The 22,006-nt window shown below is 49.1% G+C and carries 22 protein-coding genes; 10 read left to right on the top strand and 12 right to left on the bottom strand.

Going from position 1 to position 22,006, the window contains the following annotated elements; all coding sequences use genetic code 11:
- Positions 1-86: 86 nt before the first annotated feature.
- Positions 87-533 carry an acyl-CoA dehydrogenase family protein gene (locus C7B65_RS15890; RefSeq protein ID WP_143161998.1) on the top strand — a complete coding sequence of 149 codons (447 nt, stop codon included), beginning with the start codon at positions 87-89 and terminating at the stop codon, positions 531-533.
- On the opposite strand, the gene C7B65_RS15885 is transcribed toward C7B65_RS15890, so the two are convergent.
- The 6 genes from C7B65_RS15885 to C7B65_RS15860 form a co-directional block, all read right to left on the bottom strand.
- Positions 522-1,106 (bottom strand): YdeI/OmpD-associated family protein, encoded by a 585-nt coding sequence (locus C7B65_RS15885; RefSeq protein ID WP_073069685.1) that lies wholly within the window; start codon positions 1,104-1,106, stop codon positions 522-524. The two genes, C7B65_RS15890 and C7B65_RS15885, sit on opposite strands and share 12 nt — an antisense overlap.
- Positions 1,107-1,174: 68 nt before the next feature.
- Entirely contained in the window at positions 1,175-4,309 is a 3,135-nt protein-coding gene (gene infB, locus C7B65_RS15880; RefSeq protein ID WP_073069684.1) for a translation initiation factor IF-2, read from the bottom strand.
- 709 nt (positions 4,310-5,018) lie between these two features.
- Positions 5,019-5,297: a YlxR family protein gene (locus tag C7B65_RS15875; RefSeq protein ID WP_073069683.1), complete on the bottom strand. Its 279-nt coding sequence runs from the start codon at positions 5,295-5,297 to the stop codon at positions 5,019-5,021.
- Between the two features lie 46 nt (positions 5,298-5,343).
- Positions 5,344-6,663: a transcription termination factor NusA gene (nusA, locus tag C7B65_RS15870; protein ID WP_073069682.1), complete on the bottom strand. Its 1,320-nt coding sequence runs from the start codon at positions 6,661-6,663 to the stop codon at positions 5,344-5,346.
- 85 nt (positions 6,664-6,748) lie between these two features.
- Positions 6,749-7,246 (bottom strand): ribosome maturation factor RimP, encoded by a 498-nt coding sequence (gene rimP, locus C7B65_RS15865; protein WP_317615795.1) that lies wholly within the window; start codon positions 7,244-7,246, stop codon positions 6,749-6,751.
- A gap of 154 nt (positions 7,247-7,400) precedes the next feature.
- Positions 7,401-9,218 (bottom strand): iron uptake porin, encoded by a 1,818-nt coding sequence (locus C7B65_RS15860; RefSeq protein WP_073069681.1) that lies wholly within the window; start codon positions 9,216-9,218, stop codon positions 7,401-7,403.
- Between the two features lie 380 nt (positions 9,219-9,598).
- Between C7B65_RS15860 and rpmI the strand changes: the two genes are divergently transcribed.
- The 4 genes from rpmI to C7B65_RS15840 all read left to right on the top strand — a co-directional run bounded on the left by rpmI (position 9,599) and on the right by C7B65_RS15840 (position 11,669).
- On the top strand, positions 9,599-9,796 hold the full coding sequence (rpmI, locus tag C7B65_RS15855; RefSeq protein WP_073069680.1) for a 50S ribosomal protein L35: 198 nt from the start codon (positions 9,599-9,601) through the stop codon (positions 9,794-9,796).
- 103 nt (positions 9,797-9,899) lie between these two features.
- Positions 9,900-10,253 carry a 50S ribosomal protein L20 gene (gene rplT / locus C7B65_RS15850; protein ID WP_073069679.1) on the top strand — a complete coding sequence of 118 codons (354 nt, stop codon included), beginning with the start codon at positions 9,900-9,902 and terminating at the stop codon, positions 10,251-10,253.
- Between the two features lie 58 nt (positions 10,254-10,311).
- On the top strand, positions 10,312-11,067 hold the full coding sequence (locus tag C7B65_RS15845; RefSeq protein ID WP_223257286.1) for a transporter substrate-binding domain-containing protein: 756 nt from the start codon (positions 10,312-10,314) through the stop codon (positions 11,065-11,067).
- A 74-nt stretch (positions 11,068-11,141) separates the two neighbouring features.
- Positions 11,142-11,669, top strand: a complete 528-nt coding sequence (locus C7B65_RS15840; RefSeq protein WP_073069678.1) for a tetratricopeptide repeat protein — start codon at positions 11,142-11,144, stop codon at positions 11,667-11,669.
- A 96-nt stretch (positions 11,670-11,765) separates the two neighbouring features.
- On the opposite strand, the gene C7B65_RS15835 is transcribed toward C7B65_RS15840, so the two are convergent.
- Entirely contained in the window at positions 11,766-13,106 is a 1,341-nt protein-coding gene (locus tag C7B65_RS15835) for a FecR domain-containing protein (protein WP_106254057.1), read from the bottom strand.
- A 359-nt stretch (positions 13,107-13,465) separates the two neighbouring features.
- Here C7B65_RS15835 and C7B65_RS15830 point away from each other — a divergent pair, with 359 nt between their 5' ends.
- The 3 genes from C7B65_RS15830 to C7B65_RS15820 all read left to right on the top strand — a co-directional run bounded on the left by C7B65_RS15830 (position 13,466) and on the right by C7B65_RS15820 (position 16,854).
- Positions 13,466-14,929 carry a hypothetical protein gene (locus C7B65_RS15830; protein ID WP_073069676.1) on the top strand — a complete coding sequence of 488 codons (1,464 nt, stop codon included), beginning with the start codon at positions 13,466-13,468 and terminating at the stop codon, positions 14,927-14,929.
- A gap of 268 nt (positions 14,930-15,197) precedes the next feature.
- Positions 15,198-16,124 carry a hypothetical protein gene (locus C7B65_RS15825; RefSeq protein WP_073069675.1) on the top strand — a complete coding sequence of 309 codons (927 nt, stop codon included), beginning with the start codon at positions 15,198-15,200 and terminating at the stop codon, positions 16,122-16,124.
- 85 nt (positions 16,125-16,209) lie between these two features.
- Positions 16,210-16,854 (top strand): class I SAM-dependent methyltransferase, encoded by a 645-nt coding sequence (locus tag C7B65_RS15820; protein ID WP_073069674.1) that lies wholly within the window; start codon positions 16,210-16,212, stop codon positions 16,852-16,854.
- A gap of 9 nt (positions 16,855-16,863) precedes the next feature.
- On the opposite strand, the gene C7B65_RS15815 is transcribed toward C7B65_RS15820, so the two are convergent.
- The 4 genes from C7B65_RS15815 to C7B65_RS15800 form a co-directional block, all read right to left on the bottom strand.
- Positions 16,864-17,742 (bottom strand): 3'(2'),5'-bisphosphate nucleotidase CysQ family protein, encoded by an 879-nt coding sequence (locus C7B65_RS15815; protein WP_244913218.1) that lies wholly within the window; start codon positions 17,740-17,742, stop codon positions 16,864-16,866.
- A gap of 147 nt (positions 17,743-17,889) precedes the next feature.
- Positions 17,890-18,027, bottom strand: coding sequence for a DUF433 domain-containing protein (locus C7B65_RS28805; RefSeq protein WP_244913217.1), 138 nt, complete (start codon positions 18,025-18,027; stop codon positions 17,890-17,892).
- A gap of 150 nt (positions 18,028-18,177) precedes the next feature.
- Positions 18,178-18,504, bottom strand: coding sequence for a hypothetical protein (locus C7B65_RS15805; RefSeq protein ID WP_073069673.1), 327 nt, complete (start codon positions 18,502-18,504; stop codon positions 18,178-18,180).
- 48 nt (positions 18,505-18,552) lie between these two features.
- Entirely contained in the window at positions 18,553-19,413 is an 861-nt protein-coding gene (locus C7B65_RS15800; protein WP_073069672.1) for a sugar kinase, read from the bottom strand.
- On the opposite strand from C7B65_RS15800, the gene rsmI reads away from it, so the two are divergent.
- Both rsmI and C7B65_RS15790 read left to right on the top strand, forming a co-directional pair.
- On the top strand, positions 19,413-20,288 hold the full coding sequence (gene rsmI, locus C7B65_RS15795; RefSeq protein WP_317615793.1) for a 16S rRNA (cytidine(1402)-2'-O)-methyltransferase: 876 nt from the start codon (positions 19,413-19,415) through the stop codon (positions 20,286-20,288). The two genes, C7B65_RS15800 and rsmI, sit on opposite strands and share 1 nt — an antisense overlap.
- Positions 20,289-20,386: 98 nt before the next feature.
- Positions 20,387-21,013, top strand: a complete 627-nt coding sequence (locus C7B65_RS15790; protein WP_073069670.1) for a hypothetical protein — start codon at positions 20,387-20,389, stop codon at positions 21,011-21,013.
- Between the two features lie 12 nt (positions 21,014-21,025).
- Here C7B65_RS15790 and C7B65_RS15785 read toward each other — a convergent pair whose 3' ends face one another.
- Complete coding sequence (locus C7B65_RS15785; protein ID WP_073069669.1) at positions 21,026-21,919, bottom strand: class II fructose-bisphosphate aldolase; 894 nt, start codon at positions 21,917-21,919, stop codon at positions 21,026-21,028.
- Between the last annotated feature and the right edge of the window lie 87 nt (positions 21,920-22,006).

Here is a 22,006-nt window from a genome sequence, read left to right as displayed (position 1 = left end):
GACTCAAAAGGTTTACATGACTTTCAAAGGTAGTCTCAGCTTTCCTTTTGCGCTTCTATCTTCCGTCCAACTCACGTGATTCTGATGTGGCATTTGTTCGATCGGCACAAGCCATTCACAACAGCGATCGTCTTAACGTTCTCAACCATAGTTTCTTTGCGATCGGATGTGCTCAAGCAGGGTTAGACATTCTCAAAACAACCGCTCAAACAAAATCTTATTTGACGATCGCGCCCGCTTTAGAATCGCTGACTCAAGAATTGAGCGACTGTCGCAGCAAAATTTACGTGGCTCAACAGCAAAGAGAATCTTTTGAGGAAAAATTGCGTTTGAGGGGTTGGGCGGTCAATATTGCCAACCGATGCGCTCAGGCTGCTGTGACCGTTTCCAGTGGTGCCGCCAATTCTAAATATCACCCTGCCCAACGAGTTTATCGTGAGGCACTAGTTTTCACCGTTTCGGGACAAACCACCGCAGTGATGATGGCAACCCTCGATCGATTAACCAGAAAAGAAGACTTCTCACCGTCCTAATGGATTTTCGTTTTGCGCGACTGAAGCGATCGTTTTCTCAATTCTCTTCAACCGAGTTTCTAATCGTTTGGCACTTCCAACCCAGTAGAGAATGATCTTCTTGGATGAGTTACTAACTGCCTCAAAATGTCGGTTAGCCCTTTCGTTCGCTGCTAGTGCCTGCTGTAAGTCTGCGGGAATGGTCAAAGCTTCGATCGCATCCAATGACTCCCAGGAGCCATTCTGTTTCGCAGCTTCTATTTTTTTCAGCCCCGCCTCAGTCATCAAACCTTGCTCAATCAGTTCTTTGATGGACTGCTTGTTTAATTTTGACCACACGCTCTTAGGTTTTCGGGGCGTGAATATCTGCTGATAGCGTTCCTCATCCAACGATTTGACTTTGCTGTCGATCCAGCCAAAGCATAAAGCTTCTTTGACCGCTTCATTATACCGAACGCTAGGCCTAGCGCTTTTCACTTTGTAGTAAATAAGGTAAATGCCGAGAGCAGTGTCATGATTTTTCTCTAGCCAGCCTCGCCATGTGTTGCGATCGACCGCGTAAATGGTTTCCAACTGATGCTCAAATTTCTGCATGACTCGATCGCAGATGAGATTTTCAAAAGAAAAGGCAGGAGGAGTTTTAACCTTCTGCCTTTTGCTTTCTATTTAGCGAGCGTCCGACGCTTCGAGATCATGCGGTAAGCCTCGATAATATCGCCAATTTGCCAGGCGCTGAAGTTATCTAAGCCAATACCGCACTCATAGCCAGCATTGACTTCCCGTGCGTCTTCTTTCATCCGCTTCAGAGAGTCAAGGTTGCCCTCGTGAACCAGGTTGTTACCCCGACGGATGCGAATCTTACAGTTACGGACGATCTTGCCAGATAGCACATAGCAACCCGCAACCGCACCGCGTCCTACTGGGAAGACCGCCCGAACCTCAACCTGACCGAGGGGTTCTTCGATCATTTCGGGATCTAACAGACCCTCCATCGCGCCCTGCACATCATCCAACAGTTTGTAGATAATGTTGTAGTCGCGCACATCGACCCCGGCTCGATCGGCAGCTTGTCGCGCCCCTGGAGCCAACGTCGTGTTAAAGCCAATGACCACAGCGTCACTCGCCGCCGCTAAGTCAACGTCTGTTTCAGAGATTTCACCCGGAGCCGCAAACAGCACTCGTACCTGCACCTCCTTTTGAGGCAGTTGACGCAAGGAACCAAGAATGGCTTCGAGCGAACCCTGAACGTCTGCTTTTAGAACCAGATTTAACTCTTTGAGGTCGCCTTCTTGCGCTTTAGCAGAGAGCGTATTCAGGCTGACTCGACGAGAAGACACAGCAGCCAGCAGTCGAGATTGACGCTGATCGTCGGCTCTTGCATCAGAAACGGCACGAGCTTCGCGCTCATCCTGGAAGACTTCAAATTCATCTCCAGCAGAAGGAACATCACTCAAGCCTAAGACTTCTACCGCAAACGAAGGCGATGCGACTTGAACGCGCTTACCGCGATCGTCCACCATTGCTCGCACCTTACCCAGCGACGATCCCGCGACTAAGATGTCGCCAACATGCAGCGTTCCGTTCTGAATCAGCAGCGTCGCAACCGGGCCCTTAGCCTTGTCGAGATGGGCTTCAATCACCGTCCCTCTAGCGGAGCGATCGGGGTTTGCAGACAGATCTTCAACTTCTGCTACTAAGAGAATCATCTCTAGAAGGGTATCCAGGTTGTCTCCATTGATGGCGCTGACGGGCACCATAATCGTGTCGCCGCCCCACTCTTCAGGAACCAGAGCATACTCGGTGAGTTCTTGCTTGACGCGATCGGGCTGTGCCCCTTCTTTGTCTACTTTGTTAATTGCCACGACGATCGGCACACCTGCTGCCTTCGCATGGCTGATTGCCTCAATGGTCTGCGGCTGTACGCCATCATCGGCTGCCACAACCAGAATGGCAATGTCAGTCACCCGTGCGCCTCGTGCCCGCATCGCGGTAAAGGCTTCGTGACCCGGCGTGTCTAAGAAGACCACCTGCTGTTCTTGCCCGTTGTGCTCTACGTCAACGTGGTAAGCCCCAATATGCTGGGTGATCCCACCCGCTTCTCCCTGAGCGACTTTTGTCTTGCGAATCGAGTCGAGTAGAGTGGTCTTACCGTGGTCAACGTGACCCATAATGGTGACCACTGGAGGACGACGAATCAGGTACTCCAAATCCTCAGCGCCGACCATTTCAGTCACTTTACGGGCGGCTTCCTGTTTCTCACCCGCTTCGACCTCAACGTTATATTCTTCGGCAACCATGGTTGCAGTGCCGATATCCAGAGTTTGGGTGATGGTCGCTGCGATTCCCTTCATGAACAGCTTGGTGATCAAATCAGTCGCAGGAACGGCTAACCTTTGAGCCAGATCTTGCACCGTTAAACCACCTGTCAGCGTAATGGTTTCTGGACGCTCGACCTTAACTTCTTGATCGCGACGATCGCGACGATCGCGAGTGCCGCCAGACTTTTTACGCTGCGGAGCGGCGGGCGTTGGAGCCGCAGCCACCCTGATTTGACCCGGCAAACCTTTGGGCTTGGCAGGACGCGCTAAGGAAATGCTCATTTGAGCAGCATCCACAATTCCGCCACCTGACAGGTTGTCGAGATCGTCGTCGTCATCTTCGTCGATCTTGGGCTGAACACGTCGCTTGCCTTTCGCTGCGAGCTTCGCCTTGTCAGAGGGAAACTCCTGTACTTCCTCTTCCTCGTCATCCCATCCTTTAGCTCGTTTGGGCTTCGGCGGGGTCGGTTTGTTGAGTTGCAGATCGAGCGGGCCAGGAGCAACGGGCGCGTCAGCCGTAGGTCTGGTTGGGCGGTTAACACGCAGAACTAGACCTGCGGTTGCAGCACCATCGCCCTGAACAGCAAAGTCTTGAGGTGATTGAACAGGCTTAGGACGACGCAATTCGACGATCGTCTGTGGGCGAGGAGTGGAGCGATCTTCACCAGGTCTGCCACCTGGAACAGGACGACGAACCCCTTCACCCGGAGAGCCGCCTTGAGGTCTACTACCTTCTCGCTGAGGCGCTGCCCCAAGTTCTCGACGAGGCGCTTCTGTTGCGCTAGGTGCTGGCTGGGCGGCTTTGTCGCGCTTTAGAACGGGCTTAGTAGCCGTTGAAGGGCGAGAAGAGGTTGCCGCAGGTCTTGCCGGAGGCTGAGACAAGGGCTTTTCTTCTACAAGCTCAATAGCGATCGAAACGCTAGGCTTCTGAGTTGCCGCTGGAGGTTCGGGCTGAGGCGCTTCCACAGGAGCAGGCGAAATGTCTGCCGCCGGGTCAGCAAAAGACTCAGTGGGTGCGATCGGCGCATCAGAGGTTTCTGGCTTTAATTCTTCTGATTCTAGGTGTGTTGGACGATTTGATTCAGCAGGGTTCGCGGGAGCTTGATGAGTCTGGGTCGCGGTCGGCTGAGGTGTAGGAGGAGCTTTGAGTTCGGGCTGTGGCTCAGACGCAGAGCGCGTGATCGGTCTGCGAATTTCTAAAATTTGCTGTTTCTTCTGAATATTCAAGGGCGTTTTCTTTCTAATCTCAGCAGGTTGTGAATTAGCCGATTGACGAGTTGGATTCGACTTTGTAGAAGGTGGGTGACTAGCCGTGTATTTTGCCGCCGCAGCCCGAATCCTTTCGGCTTCGTCTTCTGTAATGGTGCTGCTGTGGCTCTTGACTGAAATATTAAGTTGTTCGCAGATCGCTAAGAGATCTCTGTTGTCTAGATTCAATTCTCGTGATAGCTCGTAAATTCTGACTTTGGCGTTGTTCATCCACTCTTCCTCATTCGATCCAGGTTGTCACATAGTTGCCTTCTGTTTTGACTAAAACTACATTCGATCTGGGTTGACTCTGTTATGCTCTGGCGGGCTTTCAAAGATCTGACGGTGGTCAAAACTCTGAAATCTTGAGAGCATTTTTGGTTAAACAGTCTATACAGACTGATTGATCCACAATGTAAACAGCTTTTACGTTTTTTTCGCAAAAGCTTATTGAAATTTTCAGTAGGCTAGTCTTTCTGAAAAGCTACTTCAGAGATCGCCCACCCTATGCTCTATTGTTGCACTGACTCACACCTGTCTGCACTACAGTCCGATCGAACTCCAGAACTTGGATGCCTAAACGCTGGATCTAGGCATCGCAATTCTAAGATGGAATTTTGGAAGTGGAGCAGATCGTTTAAGGGCAAGCTTTAGTACCTCAACGTGAGTCAACTAGGTTTTTAGGAAAGATTTACTTGACTTGAGACTTAATCTCTCAAACAAGTGGGTCTGGGATAGTCAAGACAACTTCAATTTTAGCGAACCCGACTCCTGATGACTGCATGGAGTCTGATGTATTGCTTAATTTTCTGCTTTTCCTTGCCTTCCATTTGTTCGCTTCTTGATCACAAGCGCTGGAGTTGGCTATCAATCCCTATGACGTTGCTTCCATGATATCGCAATTTTAGGCAGTAGGTGGGTCGTGTGGCATATCTAAACCCTAGTGCTGAGTCTTGGATAGGCTCGTTGTCTCAGCTAAGAGGCGCTGCGACAGGGTTTCATAAACCTGCTTAGAAACTGGCGCTTTAAGGACGCGGCTCAACCGATCCTTTTTCTGAGCTGCTTTTAGACACTGCGATCGTGGACAAAGATAGGCAGAACGCCCCATGCCTTGGTCAAGAGCGATCGTGTTAGACGAATGACTTCTAACCACTCGCCAAAACTCTTGTTTAGGGGCAGTTCGACGACAACTGATGCAGCGACGATAATTAGGTTCCATAAGCAAAAACAACGGGGCGCATTATTGGAGTACGCCCCCTGAATGATCAGATCTCGTCCTCTTGCTCGTCTTCTGGTTCTTCTGGCTGAGGCTCGGCTGCGCTCACAGGCTGCTCAGTCTCTTCCTCATATTCTTCTTCGTCATCGTACTCCTCATAATATTCCGCTTCAGCCTGCTCTTGGGCGAGGCGACGAGACTCTTCTAAAGCGGCGATCCTCTCGTTCTCGGCTTCGTAATCGTATTTCTTGATGTCTTTGATATCGATTTTCCAGCCTGTTAATCGAGCGGCAAGACGCACGTTTTGCCCTTCTTTGCCGATCGCTAAACTCAGTTGATCTTCGGCAACCAGAATATGCGCCTGACGACCATCAGGATCGACCAGGCGCACTTCGTCTACACGGGCGGGGCTAAGAGCATTGGCAATATAAGTTGAGGGATCAGGCGACCAGCGAATCACGTCAATTTTTTCGCCGCGCAGCTCGTTTACGACTGCCTGAATTCGAGAGCCACGTGCCCCAATGCAAGCGCCAACGGGATCGACATCACGTTCTAAGGTATCAACGGCGATTTTAGTGCGGGGCCCCACATAGCGAGAAGGCGGATTTGCCTCTCGCGCCACTGCCACAATGCGGACGATATCATCTTGAATTTCAGGAACTTCGTTCTCAAATAGATAGACGACTAGACCTGCATCGGCTCTAGAAACTAGAAGCTGTGGGCCTCGATGAGAGCCTTCGCTCACTTTCTTTAAGTAAATTCTAAACGTGGCATTTGCCCGATAGTTATCGTTGGGCAACTGATCGCGCTTTAGCAATTCTGCTTCGACTTCTGGCTGACCAAATCCGCTCGTCACTGCCATAATCACAGACTGGCGCTCAAATCGCAGCACTCTGGCTTGCAGAATGGTGCCTTCTAACTCCTGAAATTCTTCTTGAACGAGTTTGCGCTGTTGGTCGCGCAGTTTTTGCGCTAAAACCTGCTTGGTTTGAATCGCTGCCATCCGTCCAAAGTCGCCTTGTTCAGGGGTGACATCCAGCACCACCGTATCGCCCGTTTGGGCTTCAGCCGCGACTTCTTGCACTTCTTTGAGGGCAATCTGGTGATCGGGGTTGTTGACATCTTCGACGATCGTTTTGGTCGCCAACACGCGAAAGCCTTCTTCGTCGATGTCTAACTCAACTTCAAAGTTATCGAAATATTCTTCTTCAAAGTTAGGGCTGTCCATGCGTTGGGTGCGCCGAAACCGCTCGTATCCCTTCATTAGGGCCTCGCGTAGAGCGGCTTGAACCGACAGCTTGGGCAGGTTGCGATCGCGGCTGATGCTATCGATCATGTCTTTGAGTCCGGGTAAGGCGACCATTGACATATGAAAATCTCCGTGAATATTAGATTGTTAGAAAGGGGGTGGGGTCATTCGGTGAGTTTGTTCTGTAGAAATGACCAGTAGAGAATTATTCTTCACCTTCGACTAGCTGAACCTGAGCGACTAAATCGCGAGGAATGGTAATCGGTCGCCCTTTTTGGTTGAGATAGACGGCTTTTTCATCTCGACGAACTAAATCCCCCGTCCATTCGGTGTGACCTTTATAAGGCTCAGAGGTGCTGACGGTTGCCGGAAACCCTCGAAACGAGATGAACTCGCGATCGGTCGTGAGCAACCGTGAAACGCCAGGACTTGACACCTCCAAAACATAGTTGTCTGGGAAGAAGTCAGTGCTGTCGAGGACTGGCTCTAGAGCACGGCTCATGCGTTCACAATCTTCTAGCCCAGTGTCGTTTTGCAGGTTTCGCACGTCTACTCGCAACACTGGAGGGTTTTGGTGAGTATGAAACACGGCTGCAACCACTTCCAAGCCAATAGAGTCTGCTACGGGGGCAGCCAGATCGAGGATTTGGGGAATCAGAGGATGCACCATTTGACCACTACTCCAAATAAAAAAGTGGGTCATATGCCCACTTCTCATGAAACGACTGATTCCATGAAACTCGGTGACGAACAGCGAACTGTCCTTCCTGGTTTCTAGTCTAGCGGATTAATTTCAGAGTGATGGCTTTTTTGATTTTGATAAGGGTAGGTTGGGAATGACGGTGGATGGCTTCGACCTAAAACGTGAACGTCGTCCGAATCACAGGTACCGTAATGGTTCGGTTGCCGCTGAATCCTTCAGGATTGAAGATCACAAACACCCCAGGGGTGACACTGATATTGTCGTTGACCTTGTATTTGAAATACGCTTCTAGGTGATAGGGTCGGGTGTCTTCAGGCTTAGGTGACGCTGCGCCTGAGACTCGATCGCGAGCGGGTGGCTGACCAAACAAAAGTCCGAAGGTGCTGCCGGGGGTCAAAACATCTTTGATATGAATCCCGCCCATGTAGCTGAGAATATTGGTCGAAGCGTCTGGGCCGGTCACTGCATTGACGAAGCTGTAAAAGCCGAACCCAGTCAAGGTGACTTTAGGTGTAATCCTCCAAGCGGCAGTCGCGCCTACCGAATCGAGACTCACCGGAGTCGTTGCCCCAACATTCGGAATCGCTCCCACTGCCACCGCCGATTCTCCTAAACCGAGAATGTTGATTTGGTGATAGCTGTGGGCGTAGTTTAGTGCGAAGTCGATCGCCGGACTGGGCTTGATCGTCAGTTGTGCCGCCGCTACATAGCTGCCGCCAAACAAACCTGCACCCAGCGGAGTCCCGCCTGCCAAACCTCCATTGGCCGGAAGACTTGCATTCACGCTGCCATACAGCGCTCGGAAATCTAGCGCATCGGAAATATTCCAAATGAATCCTGCCGCAGAAGCCAACCCGATCCCAGAGGTGCCGCCAGAAATTCGCAGAATGGGATTCATGTTGCCAAATCGTGAGATCGACTCTTGCCCATCTCCATAAAACGGGACAACGGTCGGAAAAGCATCATCAACTTCGGCAGCCGTGCCTGCAAACAAAGTCAGCTTATCGATGCCAGATGGGAAAATATAGAGCAGCTTGTAAAGCCCGATCGAATTGTTATTTCCGGGCGCACCACTCAAATTTGAGGGATTGGTTGCACCAAACTGAGGCTCAAAGGCTAAACGAGCATTGCTGGCAGTGCCAAAGATGTTGTCTGCATAACCTAGCGTTCCTGAGAGGCTGTCTCGACGCGGAGAGCCAAGTGCCGATCCCAAGCCCCCGCCAAAGTTATATGCCTGCAATCCGGTAATCAGTAGATCTTTGCCAGAGAAACTGGTTAAGAGCTTTAGCCGGACACGGTTGTTGAAAACGACGTTGGCATCGTTTCCAGGTGCGCCGCCCGTAGTCGTGCCCGCTGCCAGCGATCGACGATTTCCCAAACCGGGATAGGCTCCATAAGCGGATGCAAGACTAAAGATGACTTCACCACTGAGCTTTGTTGTCGTCGAGAATTGCTGTTTTTCCAGCGTGGTCGTTCTGGCTTCTAAGGTATCAACACGCCCGCGCAAGGTGGCGAGTTCTGCGGCAAATTCTTCTTGCAGTCTTTGCAGAGTTGCCAAGTCTTCTTTCTTGACCAAATCGGCTGTAGCGGCTGCGATTAGTTCGTTAACGCGATCGAGACACGCATTCAACCCTGCCGCAAACTCAAAACGAGTCATTGCCCGGTTGCCGCGAAAGGTCTTGTCGGGATAGCCCACGATGCAGCCATAGCGCTCAACGAGTGATTGCAGCGCTTGAAACGCCCAGTCGGTAGGTCTAACGTCTGACAACTGCGAAACCGAAGTGACTTGAGCCATCGCGGAGGGGTCAGTCGCCTGAGAAGTTTCAAGAGATAATGGGTTCTCAATGGGAGTGGACAGCGTTTGAATCGTCTCAGATGCAATAGCTGGCAACCCGAATCCTAAAGGAATCGATCCTGCTAGTAGACAAACCAGACTAGTTTTTTGAGTCAATAACACTTGCTTTTTATCCATGACAAATCCTCACACGAAAAGTGTTGAAAGTTGGGAGCATTCAGTAGGGAAGTCTAATCGCTTGAAATAACCGACTGTAGAGGAAGTCACTCAAGGCTTCCCCAAATCACCTTTTTCTAAAAAGTAGTTCCGTCAACTGATGTACCGGAACCTTGATTACGGCGATCGCAAATCTACAGGAGTCATTGAGCAGCAGAACGATTAAGACCTTGATTTCTGTTTGATCAAACTATATTTGTCAGGATGCTCTAATTGGAATAGGTGCAAGCTCTAAAATTGTGATGGTTTGAATAGAGCAAAGCTAATGATCTAGACTGGGACTTGCACGATCGATCAAACTAGCTCTATCATTAAAAGCTGTGTCGAATTAGAGCAATCCCATGCCCAAGCTGAAGACCCGTAAATCTGCTGCTAAACGTTTCAGAGCGACTGGAAGTGGCAAACTTATGCGCCGAAACACCCACAGAGCGCACTTATTAGAGCACAAAAGCCCCTCTCGTCGCCGTCGCCTTGCTGGGTTGTCTCTTGTAGACGATCGAGATGCAGACAACGTTCGGGCGATGCTGCCTTACTTGTAAGGACAGATCAGGTCAGGCAGAGGAGGTTGGGACGATTAGCTTCGCAAGAGCCAAAGGCAACGAGATTCTAAATCTCACAGTATTTAAGTAAGGACATCAAACAATGACACGGGTAAAGCGCGGTAATGTCGCTCGTAAGCGCCGCAAAAAGATTCTTAAGCTGGCGAAGGGGTTTCGCGGGTCACACTCGACTATTTTTCGCACCGCAAATCAGCAAGTGATGAAAGCCTTGCGGAATGCTTATCGCGATCGCCGCAAGCGGAAACGTGATTTTCGTCGGCTGTGGATCACTCGCATCAACGCCGCCGCTCGGATGCACGGGTTGAGCTACAGCAAGCTGATCGGCAATCTCAAGAAGGTAGATATTGAGATCAACCGCAAGATGCTCGCTCAGTTGGCAATTCTTGACCCAGATGGCTTTACGAAAGTGCTGGAAATCGCGGCTCAAGCGAAGTAAAAGTGTGGAACTGCTAGCAGTCCCAACGAATAGAAACCTGCAACGGGTTCTTGTTAGAGTGATTGGACTTTACCTTTTAGGGGCGCAACTTACAGTGCCCCTTTGTTCGTGGGCAGCAGATTTAGAGACGATCGTTCAGCGCGGTCAACTGATTGTTGCAGTCAAAGATAATCTGCGTCCTTTAGGCTTCCGTGATGCTAACGGTGCCCTGCAAGGACTGGAAATAGATATTGCCCAGCGATTGGCACAAGAGTTACTGGGAAAATCTGGTTCGGTTGTCTTTAAGCCAGTTAACAATCGAGATCGTCTGGCTGTGGTTCTCAATGGTCAGGTTGATTTGACGATCGCCAGAGTCACCGCGACTTCTTCACGATCGCGAGTGGTCAGTTTCAGCGCCCCCTACTATTTAGATGGAACTGCTCTTGTTACCAGAAATTCAGCAATTCGAGGCATTGCTGATTTGACGAATCAGACGATCGCCGTTCTCAATGACTCCAGCACGATCGCGACTTTGCGATATCGTCTTCCTCAAACTAAGCTGATTGGGGTGAATTCTTACACCGAGGGAAGAGCTTTGCTAGAGTCTGGGAAAGTCGCTGCATTTTCCGCTGACACCAGCATCTTGAGTAGTTGGGTACAAGAGTTTCCGACCGATCGCTTGCTGCCATTGCGCCTCTCAGCCGAGCCGCTTTGCATCGTGTTACCCAAAGGTGTTCAATACGATGAGTTGCGACGACAGATTGATCAAGCGCTCGATCGTTGGAAAGCAGAAGGTTGGCTTCAGCAGAGAGCGATCTATTGGGGGCTTCTGTGAGATACCTTGGAAGAAGAGTCCAGTCGAACGTTTTGCCTTAACCATCCGTATTTAAATTCACAAGTGATAAAACTATGGAGAGTTACCTTCCGATCGCTTACATCTCTGGTTTATTGGGGCTACTTGCCATCGCGGTTGTTACCGTTTTTCGCCAAGTTCTAAAAACTCAGAAGATTGAAAAAGCCCTTTCTCGGCTGCAAGGCAAACTTAGTAAAGAGAAAGGAACGGCTCAAGAATATTACGAGTTAGGCAGCATTCTGCTAGATAAGCGAATTTATGTGCAAGCGATCGCGCAGTTTCAGAAAGCAATTAAAGCAGAAACGCTAGAGGGTTTAGAACTGGCTGCGGTTTATAATGCGCTAGGCTTTACTTACTTTTCTCAAGAGCAATATGATCTAGCGATCCGCAACTATAAAGAAGCATTGAAACTTGCCCCAGATTATGTGACGGCTCTTAACAACCTTGGGCACGCCTATGAACGCAAACAGTTAGCGGCTCCTGCGCTAGAAGCTTATGAGCAAGCGTTAACGATCGAGCCTAATAATCAGACCTCCAAGCGTCGAGCAGAGTCACTACGGAAGCGTCTGGTTCCGTCTGCCTAATCTTCAAGCTCAATAAAACGTGGGTGCCAGGTTTTTTTGAACTCGGCACCCATTCTTTTTTAACTTTCTCTGTTGACCCTACTAACTATTGCGTAGTTAACTTTGAGCAGGTGTTGAACTGCCATCTAAAGGCAGCACGGGCGCGATCGTCGGTGCTAGAGATGGTGCCAGTGTTGGAGTTGTCGGAACTGCTGAGTTTGATGGATTATTTGCAGGAACCGTTGGAGTTGAATTAGGAGTGGGAGAGGGCACTACTGGTGCAGATGTTGGCGCTGGAGTGACCTGAATAGGTGGACTCACAGGTGCAGGAGTCGGCAGGATGGGTGCTGGTTCAGGTGCTTTGATGGCAGTAGTCGGCTCTCTTTGAATTGGAGTTAGACTAGGTGTTACAGGTGCAGATCCTGGACTCACATCAGGTGGTGGTACAGGTGCAGTCCCTGGTCCCACATTATCAGGCAGTGGAGGTGGTACAGGTGCAGTCCCTGGTCCCACATTATCAGGCAGTGGAGGAGTCGGGAGCGGAGTGCCAGGCTGTTCAACTCTAGGAGTTTCTGGGTTAGATGAAGTTGGCTGACCCGAACCCAAGGTGCCTCTGTCAAAGATGTCTGGAGCAACTTTTCCGATCGCAGGCAGATTAGTGGGAAGCGGAGTGGCCGTTTTCTCTTCAGGGAAACCAGAGGGCTGGGGAGACAGCTTGATAAAGTCTAGATTTTTAGCAACCGCTTCTTCGGGAATTTTTTCTTGTTTGCTGAGCGCCTCAGACGTTTCGCCTTGAACTGCCGCAATATCTTTATCTGAACTTGCCTCTGAAGGCTTCTTCTCTAAATTTAACCCGCGAACCATGTTGCTGGTCTGATAGAACGTGGTGAGGTCAAAATCAAATAAGCGCAACCCTCTAGGATCGGCGACTGCCATCTGTCCTGCTTTCAGCTCTACCAGTCGATTGGTCACATTATCTGTCACCGTGATTCCACTGTTGGTGAGCGCACCGACGATCGTGGTGCCCGTCTGATCGTCAACCCGCACAAACAATGCCGATCCGCGAATTCCCGCTGAGACGTTAGGGGTTTTGATCGTAGTTCTGCCTCGCCCTGGCGGAATTAGCAGCAGTGCAGTGCCGTTTGAGAGGTTAAACTGCCGAGTGTTAGGAATGAACCGAAATAATGCTAACTCTCCGACCCGTGCAAAAGAGCCATCGTTAAAGCGCAAATCGGCTTTAGAAGAACGAGCCGTTGAGAGTGCGTCGCCCGTAAGCATTCGTTCATTAACTCGGGCTGGGCGTGCAGGTTTGTTTCTAGGTAGTAAACGAACTTGCCTAAGCAGCGCTTGAATATCAGCAAATTTTAAAGGAGTTTCAGCGCGTACAGGCATTGGAAAGATTGCCGTACTAGCGCTTAAAAGACTTAGGGTGACGACGAGGAACCAATTACGAGACATAGACGCTCCAAGAACAGAGAGGGCATCGAAGCTATCAAGCTCCACTGAGATAACTTAGATGCTGAGGCCCCTGTAACTTAAAGTTTACATGAACTTCAAGCGTCCGCGTTAACCCATTTAGGTGAAAATACAGACTTTTATTCTATCTTTACCAGTACTTTAACTCGAATGTCGAAACCTGTGGGCTTTGCTAGGAAGCTTGAAAAAGTCTCGATCGCAAATCAGACGAGTTTGGGTAATTAGACAAATAGACAAATGAGGGTATAACAGGTGAGACAATGTTCCGCAAAGACTCGGTAGATTAGGTTGATCTGCTCTAGTGTTTTTACGCGGACGATCGCCAGACGGATTTAAGTAAAGTGACGGTTTCTTTTCCTGTGCGTCAATTGTTGTGGAATCAAAAGCGGCTTTGCTATTTGCCGCAACCCTTTCTAGGGCAGCTTGTTTTCTGGATAGTTTTGATGGGAATGAGTCCAGCGTGGTCTTTGTCTTTGCTTACAGCCCGATCATCTGCAAGCTTTAAGCAAGTTCATCCTGAAGTTAAACCACCTGAAATTGAGCGGTTAACTTCTGTAGAACGTCAAGATCAAGCTGAAGCGAAGTTGCCTGAGCAGGTTTTGTCTAATTCAAACCAATCTCTTAAGATAAATAACTCAGACAGCTTACTTTTGGCAGAGGTTGATCGACCGCTCCCTACTCGGTTAAAAAACGAGCGATCGCCACTGACTACCACTCAGACTCGATCGCTTCGCAGCTTTTCGACCCAAATTTCGCAATCTCTCACCCCTGAGAAGTTGAGTCGGCTGAGTCGCCCTCTGCCCGTTGCTCAGTCTGTCTGCTGGAAGTTGCAGTCTGCTCAATCTAGCTGTAAATTTTCATCGGGTAGGTTGACGCTCGATCTAGACAAACCAGCCCTTAGCCAAGTGCCGCTTGATCTGATGGGTGAAGTTCTAACTAATCAAACGCCAACTGCTCCGCAAGACCCAGAATTAGGAGTAATCCTCGCTAAACCCGCTCAAGAAATTGACCCAGAGTTAGGGTTGCCAAGATTGCGAGAGCGCATTTTAGAACCCCTTCCTTTACCTTCGGCAGCGCGGCAACCCTCAGTTTATTTGATCGCCAGAGTCGATTATTTTAGAACGACAAATGTATTTTCAGGCGTTGACCCGGTTAATGATGGGCTGATCCGATCGGGCTTAACCGTTTTTTATGCTCCTGCGATCGGGCGCAACACTTATTTAGTCACTTCGATCGACGGTAATCTAATTCGCTATAGCAATTTAGGCTATCTCAACTACAACGAGCTAAGATTTCGGGCGGGCGTTTTGCAACGGCTTACCCCTCGCACCTTTGGGGAAATTGGCTGGAGTAATCAGCAGCTATTTGCCACAAGAGAAGGATTAAAAAATGCCCTTCGAGGCGATCGCTTTTTGAATGACAATGCGATTCGGTTTGAGTTGAGCCGCCAAGATGCGCTGTCTAAAAAGTTGTCACTGAATACTTTTTATCAATTTCGGATTAGTTTTGCTGAACCTAACGATCGGTCTCGATTGATCAATTCATTTATCACGTCTTTGAGCTATAGCTTGTCGCCCAGCTTTCAGACGGCGATCGATTATCAACTTGCCTGGTCACACTTTACGCAACAACCGCGAGACGATGTTTATCACCAACTGGTTGCGCGCTTAACTTATACCATTACTTCACAAAGTCAATTGAATGTCTTTAGTGGGTTTAGTTTTGGTCATTCTTCTGACTCTCGAATCAACTTTGATGGCTTTATTGTCGGGGTTGGAGTCGTGCTAAATCTTCCATTGTTTTGAAACCAATCATACGTGAATTCGATGAAGCTTTTCGCTACGATTGCCAATCCGGGCTGCCCCCTAAATCCCCCAAAATTGGGGGACTTTGAACCTCAATTCTGGGCTTGAAGTCCCCTAGAATTGGGGGATTTAGGAGGCTGAAGCGCTGAAGAACGAAGCGAAAGAACTTATCGAACTGACGTTAATCACCATAAAAGATCACGATCGTCGCCCTCGATACGCATTATCCTCTAGAGAAGATGAACGTTGCTCTTAGGAGGTACTCCGTATGCCGACTGACTACATTTTGTTTGTTCATGGGGTTAAGACTCGTAAACAAGCAGACTTTAGAGCGTTAGCAGATAGCTTGTTTAATCGCATCAAGTCATCGGTGGGCGATCAGTCGAGAGTGTTAAAACCGATCGTGTTTTTCTGGGGAGACTTAAATCAAGAGGCTCAAGACGAGCTTTTGAATGGATTTAAAGCCTCGCCTAAGTGGTCAGATTTTTGGTTTCAAGACTTTCGCACCCAACAGGTTTTAGGATTTGTGGGCGATGCAGCCCTTTATTTAAGTCGGCACGTTGGCTCTCAGGTCGTTCAGCGATTTGAGCAAGATGTATTAGGGGTGTTGCAAAACACTGCTCCAGGCGATCGCTTGCACCTCGTGACTCATAGCTGGGGAACGGTCATTCTCTTTGACCTCCTGTTTGCGGCTCGATGGGAAGACACCCGACTAGATCCTAAGATTCGGCAAACCGTTCAACAGATTCGGAATACGCTGTTTGGGCTACCTCCTGTTGAAGGAACTGGCATTCCGATCACCAGCATTCACACGATGGGTTCTCCGATCTCTTTGTTTAGCTTGCTAACGATTAGCGGCACTTTGGGCGGTGCCAGCACTCATGATTTGTCTCCTGATCTTAAAAACTTGCTAGAACAGCTTTATAACTTAAAGAAAAAGCCGATTCCTTGGCGAAATTTTGCTCATCCCGGTGATCCGATCGCGTATCCATTAGAAGGAGTCATTCCTCTATTGCTCAATGAATCCAGTCGATATGTTCAGACTCAGGATGTAATCACCGACAAGGGCAATTTCTTGAATCGACCCTTTCAACAACGGCTGATTCCTGTTTTGTGGGGCGGTGAAGCTCACGGCAGCTATTGGAGCAATGAGGTTGTGTCACAGACGATCGCTGAGGTGATTCGAGCCACTTAAAAGCTCTCTAATGGGAATGATGAGGAGCAACATGAATTTGTTAACATAACTTTATACAAAGTTCTTAACCCTCTGCTGATTTACCATGTTGCTCAACTCAAACCAGCGCACCAAGCTTGACGACACAGACGATACGCTGTTTTATGATGCTCCTCGGTTTGTCACTCATGTGGATGAAGGCTTTATTCAGCAGTTGACAGAACTCTATCGATCGCGATTAAAGCCAAACACTCGCATTTTTGACATGATGAGCAGTTGGGTTTCTCACTTGCCAGAAGAAATCGAGTTTGCTCACGTTGAAGGGCACGGGCTAAATGCAGAAGAACTGGCGCGTAACCCTCGGTTTGATCATTACTTTGTGCAAAATCTCAATCAAAATCCCAAGTTGCCCTTAGAGGATCAGTCTTTTGATGTGGTGCTAAATACGGTGTCTGTGCAGTACGTGCAGTATCCAGAAGCAATTTTTACTGAGATTCATCGCATTCTCAAGCCGGGCGGCATTGCCATTATTAGCTTCTCAAATCGGATGTTTTATCAAAAAGCGATCGCTGCTTGGCGTGACGGTTCTGAAGCCAGCCGAGTTGAGCTAGTCAAGCACTATTTCAAAGCGATTCCTGGCTTTACAGAACCCGAAGTCGTGGCTAAACAGTCGCAAACGCCGAGCCTCTTTCAAATGTTTGGGCTGCCCGGCGGCGACCCTTTTTATGCAGTGATTGCCAGCAGAACTTAGATGCTGAACTTAAAACGGTTGGGATTGGTCGATCGCCGCTAAAAGACTAACGGCTCGATCGCACAACGCTTCGTGACACTGCCCGTTACTGACCAAAATGCCGCCCCATTGACTGACATCTTCTTGGTTATAGTGCAGAGGCGACCCGTCAAAGTGAGTAAATTTTCCGCCTGCTTCGGTCAAGATTAGCTCTGGGGCGGCAAAGTCCCAATCTTTAGGGGCAGATTTGCCAGACAGCGAAATGTAAACATCGGCTTGCTGCTCGACGATCGCTGCAATCTTGCCGCCAACACTGCCGACTTGACGCTGATCTTTGCAGGGGAATTGCTGCATGAGTTGGTTAAATCGATCGTCGCGATGGCTGCGACTTGCCACGATCGTTAATTCTTCAGGCTGATTTTTAGTGGAGACTTTGACGGGCTGAGAGTGAAAGGTTTCTGATTCACGAGTTTCAACAAATGCACCGCCGCCCAAGGTCGCATAATAGAGCTTGTCTTTTTCAGGACAGGCAACAATTGCCAAAACAGGACGACCTTGATGAGCCAAGGCGATGTGAACGGCATATTCCCCAGTGCGATTGATGAAGTCTTTGGTGCCGTCTAGGGGGTCAATAATCCAAACCCAGGGGCGATCGAGTCGGTCTGCGATCGGCTGTGATTTAAACGTCTCTTCACTTAAATAGGCGAAATCTTGCACTCCCAAGGCTGCTTGCAGATTATCAAGAATGTATTGATTGGCAGCTAAGTCAGCCGTTGTCACGGGGCTTTCACCCGCTTGCTCAATGCTAAATGAAGTTTGTTGTGCGTCTAAGAGAATTGCAGCAGCGCCCCAACCGATCGATTGGGCGATCGCGAGAATTTCTTGCAGATCACGAGGCAGAGTATCCAAATTAAACATCCTCACTTACGGTCAGAGAAATATTGTTAGACATTAGGCAACAGTGGCAAACTACGAAGATAATCCCTGATCAAGCAACAGTCTCATAGTGGTTAGGTAACTCGACGATACGATCGTCTAAGTAGGACGATGCGAAAATTAAGGCTTGCCGGATGTCTTCATATCGAGTTCTGGAAATTCTTGATGCAGCTCTTCTCGATCAGGATAGGTAGCCAGTAGCTCAATTACTCGACGAACGGTAAGACGAAAATTGCGAATGCAGGGCTGTCCATTCATCCGATTTGAATTGGTAGTTATTCGATCTAATTTCATGAGAGTAACGCTAGTTCCTTACACAAAGTTGTTACCGCATATTGCTTGTTCCCAGTTTTCGTCTATTTGCCACTTCAATGCAATATTAGACTCTACCTAACCAATCGCCTTCACCTACTTCAGTGCTTCGATCGTGACTGTGCCACCTTTAGACTTTCTAAGGCTCCGTGCGCCGAAACGATGAACGGCTCGATGTCCGATACGAACGAAAGGTTGAGCATCAGGTAGTCTCTCAAACAACCTATTCGTAGCAGTCAGAATATCATCAGCGATCGCAAAGGCTTCGGTTTCAATATTGATCGCTACAATTTTGCCGAAGTTGTCTGCTTCGACTTGCGACCCTTGCGGCATCTGCAAAGCAGCGCGCACTTGAGATTCATAAATCTCGTGAGCGCGTTGAGCAAGTTCTTCTTTGCTGTATCGCGGTTGTCGAACTGTCATAAAGTTATTTCTCTTTAAGCCGTTGACTACTTCATTTTAAAGTCTGCTTCACCCACGTTTTGCAGACATCCATTCACGAGTGCCAAAAAACTGGCAGGAATAAGCAGCAATTTTAGCTGCCTCAGTCAAAGCACTAAAAAAGTCAGACTGCAAAATAAAATGGCAAAAAGCACCGTGAAAAATGTCGCCTGCACCAAGCGTATCGATCACTTCAACCTTGGGTACGGCGATCGCGCTTTTCACGCCTTCACTCACAACCTCGATCGCGCCTTCCCCCCGCGTGATTGCAATCTGAGAAATTCCCCACTTAGCGAGATAGCTCAACACTTGTTCAGATCTGTGGCAATCAGGTGGATAGAAGTTTGCAGAACAAATTGCATAATCGACCCAGGGCAACACTTGGTCAAATCCTGGTTTCCAGCTACCGCCATCGATGACAACCGGAATGCCTTGCTGTTTTGCGCGTTGAGAGATCGTTACACTCGCTTCTATCTGATGTCCATCAATCAAGACAATATCAACTTCGTCTAAGTTCATTGATAAACTCGCGTTAAGGGGAGACTTGATCGCATTCATTGCCACGACTGCTCGTTCTCCAGTTGATTGAGTGACGATAATCGACGACACCGGAGGCGAATCAATTCGAGTTGGAGCGAGATCAGCGATCGTCACCCCACACTGCTGCAAATCTGCCAAAATCAAATGATTAACTTGATGGGCACCCACGGCTCCTAAAAGTGTGGCATCGTTTCCTAAATGGCTAAAAGCGACGGCTGCATTGGTTGCTGGGCCGCCTGCCGCGATCGTGGAGCTGAGCGCTGCAATTTTCTGATTGCGGTTTGGCATCTGCTCGACGAGATAAATCAAATCAAGCGTGATCATTCCAATAAAAAGTCCGTGTTTTCTCATTGTCTCAACACGCTACGATCGCCCTTATGGATGCAAATGCTGGAACTCTTTATATTGTGGGCACTCCGATCGGCAACCTCGAAGATATGACCGTTCGGGCGGTGCGGATCTTGCAGACGGTCGATTTGATTGCGGCTGAAGACACTCGACATACTGGAAAGTTGCTGCATCACTTTCAAATTAAAACACCTCAGATCAGCTATCACGAACACAATCTCACAACTCGCACCTCAGAGCTACTGTCAAGATTGCAGCAAGGACGCTCGATCGCCCTTGTCAGTGATGCGGGAATGCCCGGAATTTCTGACCCAGGGTATGAATTAGTCAAAGCCTGTGCTGATGAAGCGATTACGGTCGTGCCGATTCCGGGAGCCAGCGCCGTGATCACGGCGTTGAGTGCATCGGGTTTGCCCAGCGATCGCTTTATCTTTGAAGGATTTTTGCCCGCTAAAAGTCAAGCCCGTCGCCCTCACTTAGAAAGCTTGCGCTCTGAATCACGGACGATCGTTTTTTATGAATCTCCTCATCGATTGAGAGCTACTTTGCAAGATTTAGCAGATATGTTAGGGAGCGATCGCTCAATCACTTTGGCACGAGAATTAACAAAATTGCACGAAGAATTTTGGCGAGGCACGGTTGATGAAGCGATCGAGCTTTATCTCAAGCGAGAACCTCAAGGAGAATATACGATCATCGTGGCTGGCGCTGAATCGGTGCAAGTCGTCTTATCAGAAACCGCTTTAAAGTCTGAGCTACAAAGTCTGCTCGATCAAGGGCTTTCTCGCTCTGATGCCAGCCGTCAGCTTGCCCAACAGACCTCGCTCCCCCGGCGGCAAATTTATCAACTAGCGCTCTCGCTTCTAGACCAATCTTGAGACGACTCAGAAGCGATGTAAGCTAAACGACACTTCTGTCATAATTGGGATTGAATGACGGGCTTAGAGTTCCTATTGCTCCCTTTATCGGTTTGCCCATGACCCAAGCTGAGATCGAAGCAGCCCTGCAAACTGCCCTTCGTCACTGTGAAACGGCTGGCTATCCTTTAAACGATGCTCAACAGCAGATTCTATTTGCTGTGCTGAGAGAGCGACTGTGTGAATCATCCCCTGATCAGAGATTAGCGCTCAATCCCCTGGCTGCACTGACCTCTGATCAACGTCAAGCCTTGTTTCAATTTATCAAAGCTCAAGAGCAGCAAAACAAATCTTGGAAAACCACGCTGCTTAATGACTGGCTGCACGATCGCACTTCAGGCACCGTGCAGTTTATTCGAGATTCTTTTGGGCTTCAGTGGCTAGAAACGATTACTGCGGCTGATCTCGCTGACTATGAAGAAGAATCGGTGTGGCTAAAAGTGGGTGATCGCATTGAGCTGTCTAACGGGCTGTGGGAGTGGGTGCAAGACACTGGGCCTTGCAGCCGAGAGTGGTTTTCTTGCACGGTGGTTGGCATTACTGAAACCCAAAGCCCCCTTTATAAAGATGGGGTTGCTGAGAACCAATTCAGCACAAACTGCACCGTCCGATTTGAGAACGGCAATGAATATGAGATTCAAGGCGTTTATGAATGGAACCGCCCCAATTGGAGATGGGAGAAGTAGGGGCAAAAAGTGCTAATGTCTTTTTGCCGCAAGCATCTCAGCGTAGGGCGATTGGTGCAGATGTGCCTTGCCAGAAGACCCAAATAGCCGTAGCTTTTCCACTACGACAGATTGCATTGCCTCGATCGTCGCGGCCATTGAGTCGAGCAGATCTTTAAGCGATGACGAACAGAGTCCTTGCTGAAGGGTTTCCATATAAGCCTGTCTGACTTCGGTGTTGACGTTAAACTTGCAGACTCCTAGCTCGATCGAGCGATTAATCATCGATTCTGGCAGCCCTGATGCGCCGTGCAGCACTAACGGAACATCGACTAAATGACGAATCTTTTCTAATCGAGCAAAATCTAATCGAGGTGCGCTCTTATACTCTCCGTGGACATTGCCGATCGTCACCGCTAACGCATCGACCTTCGTCGCCTTGATAAACTCTACCGCTTGATCGGGATCGGTCATCTTCGCTTCTTTTTCGGCAACGCTCAGACCATCTTCGGTGCCGCTAATTCTGCCGATTTCTGCTTCTACGATCGCGCCTTTTTCGTGCGCCCATTGCGTCATTTCTTTTGTAAACGTCACATTTTGCTCATAGGGCAAGTGAGAACCATCCGCCATAATTGACAGCATCCCCGAATCGAGTGCCATGCGAATATCGTCGGCTGAGGTGCTGTGATCGAGATGAACTGCGATCGGCATCGTGGACGATCGCGCCGCCTCTAAACACAGCGACACGAGCGGAAACCCTCCATACACCAGCGCACTTGGATGCAGTTGCAGCATTGCCGGACTCTGTTCTGCTTCTGCTGCACCAATGACCGCCTTCACGCCTTCAAGGTTATAGACATTAAAGGCCCCGATCGCATAGATATTTCGTTGTGCCGTCTCTAGCAGTTCTCTGGTTGAACTCAGCATTGTTAGGGGTGGGGGTGTAGTAGTGTAGGAGAAAGCAGATCACTCCATCATTTAACCGTTCTTTGTGACGAGAAATCTGCTTTTTCT

The sequence above is a fragment of the Phormidesmis priestleyi ULC007 genome (assembly GCF_003003695.1).
Classification (GTDB): domain Bacteria; phylum Cyanobacteriota; class Cyanobacteriia; order Leptolyngbyales; family Leptolyngbyaceae; genus Phormidesmis_A; species Phormidesmis_A priestleyi_A.
This window is presented reverse-complemented; position numbering and strand designations above follow the sequence as displayed.

Bases quoted from the DNA above. Each gene is read 5' to 3' on its own strand.
- C7B65_RS15835 (WP_106254057.1), bottom strand. From the start codon at position 13,106: ATGTCTCGTAATTGGTTCCTCGTCGTCACCCTAAGTCTTTTAAGCGCT.
- C7B65_RS15875 (WP_073069683.1), bottom strand. From the start codon at position 5,297: ATGGAACCTAATTATCGTCGCTGCATCAGTTGTCGTCGAACTGCCCCT.
- rplT (WP_073069679.1), top strand. From the start codon at position 9,900: ATGACACGGGTAAAGCGCGGTAATGTCGCTCGTAAGCGCCGCAAAAAG.
- C7B65_RS15820 (WP_073069674.1), top strand. From the start codon at position 16,210: ATGTTGCTCAACTCAAACCAGCGCACCAAGCTTGACGACACAGACGAT.
- C7B65_RS28805 (WP_244913217.1), bottom strand. From the start codon at position 18,027: ATGAATGGACAGCCCTGCATTCGCAATTTTCGTCTTACCGTTCGTCGA.
- C7B65_RS15860 (WP_073069681.1), bottom strand. From the start codon at position 9,218: ATGGATAAAAAGCAAGTGTTATTGACTCAAAAAACTAGTCTGGTTTGT.
- C7B65_RS15825 (WP_073069675.1), top strand. From the start codon at position 15,198: ATGCCGACTGACTACATTTTGTTTGTTCATGGGGTTAAGACTCGTAAA.
- C7B65_RS15840 (WP_073069678.1), top strand. From the start codon at position 11,142: ATGGAGAGTTACCTTCCGATCGCTTACATCTCTGGTTTATTGGGGCTA.
- C7B65_RS15785 (WP_073069669.1), bottom strand. From the start codon at position 21,919: ATGCTGAGTTCAACCAGAGAACTGCTAGAGACGGCACAACGAAATATC.
- C7B65_RS15805 (WP_073069673.1), bottom strand. From the start codon at position 18,504: ATGACAGTTCGACAACCGCGATACAGCAAAGAAGAACTTGCTCAACGC.
- C7B65_RS15800 (WP_073069672.1), bottom strand. From the start codon at position 19,413: ATGAGAAAACACGGACTTTTTATTGGAATGATCACGCTTGATTTGATT.
- rpmI (WP_073069680.1), top strand. From the start codon at position 9,599: ATGCCCAAGCTGAAGACCCGTAAATCTGCTGCTAAACGTTTCAGAGCG.
- C7B65_RS15885 (WP_073069685.1), bottom strand. From the start codon at position 1,106: ATGCAGAAATTTGAGCATCAGTTGGAAACCATTTACGCGGTCGATCGC.
- C7B65_RS15790 (WP_073069670.1), top strand. From the start codon at position 20,387: ATGACCCAAGCTGAGATCGAAGCAGCCCTGCAAACTGCCCTTCGTCAC.
- nusA (WP_073069682.1), bottom strand. From the start codon at position 6,663: ATGTCAATGGTCGCCTTACCCGGACTCAAAGACATGATCGATAGCATC.
- infB (WP_073069684.1), bottom strand. From the start codon at position 4,309: ATGAACAACGCCAAAGTCAGAATTTACGAGCTATCACGAGAATTGAAT.
- rimP (WP_317615795.1), bottom strand. From the start codon at position 7,246: ATGACCCACTTTTTTATTTGGAGTAGTGGTCAAATGGTGCATCCTCTG.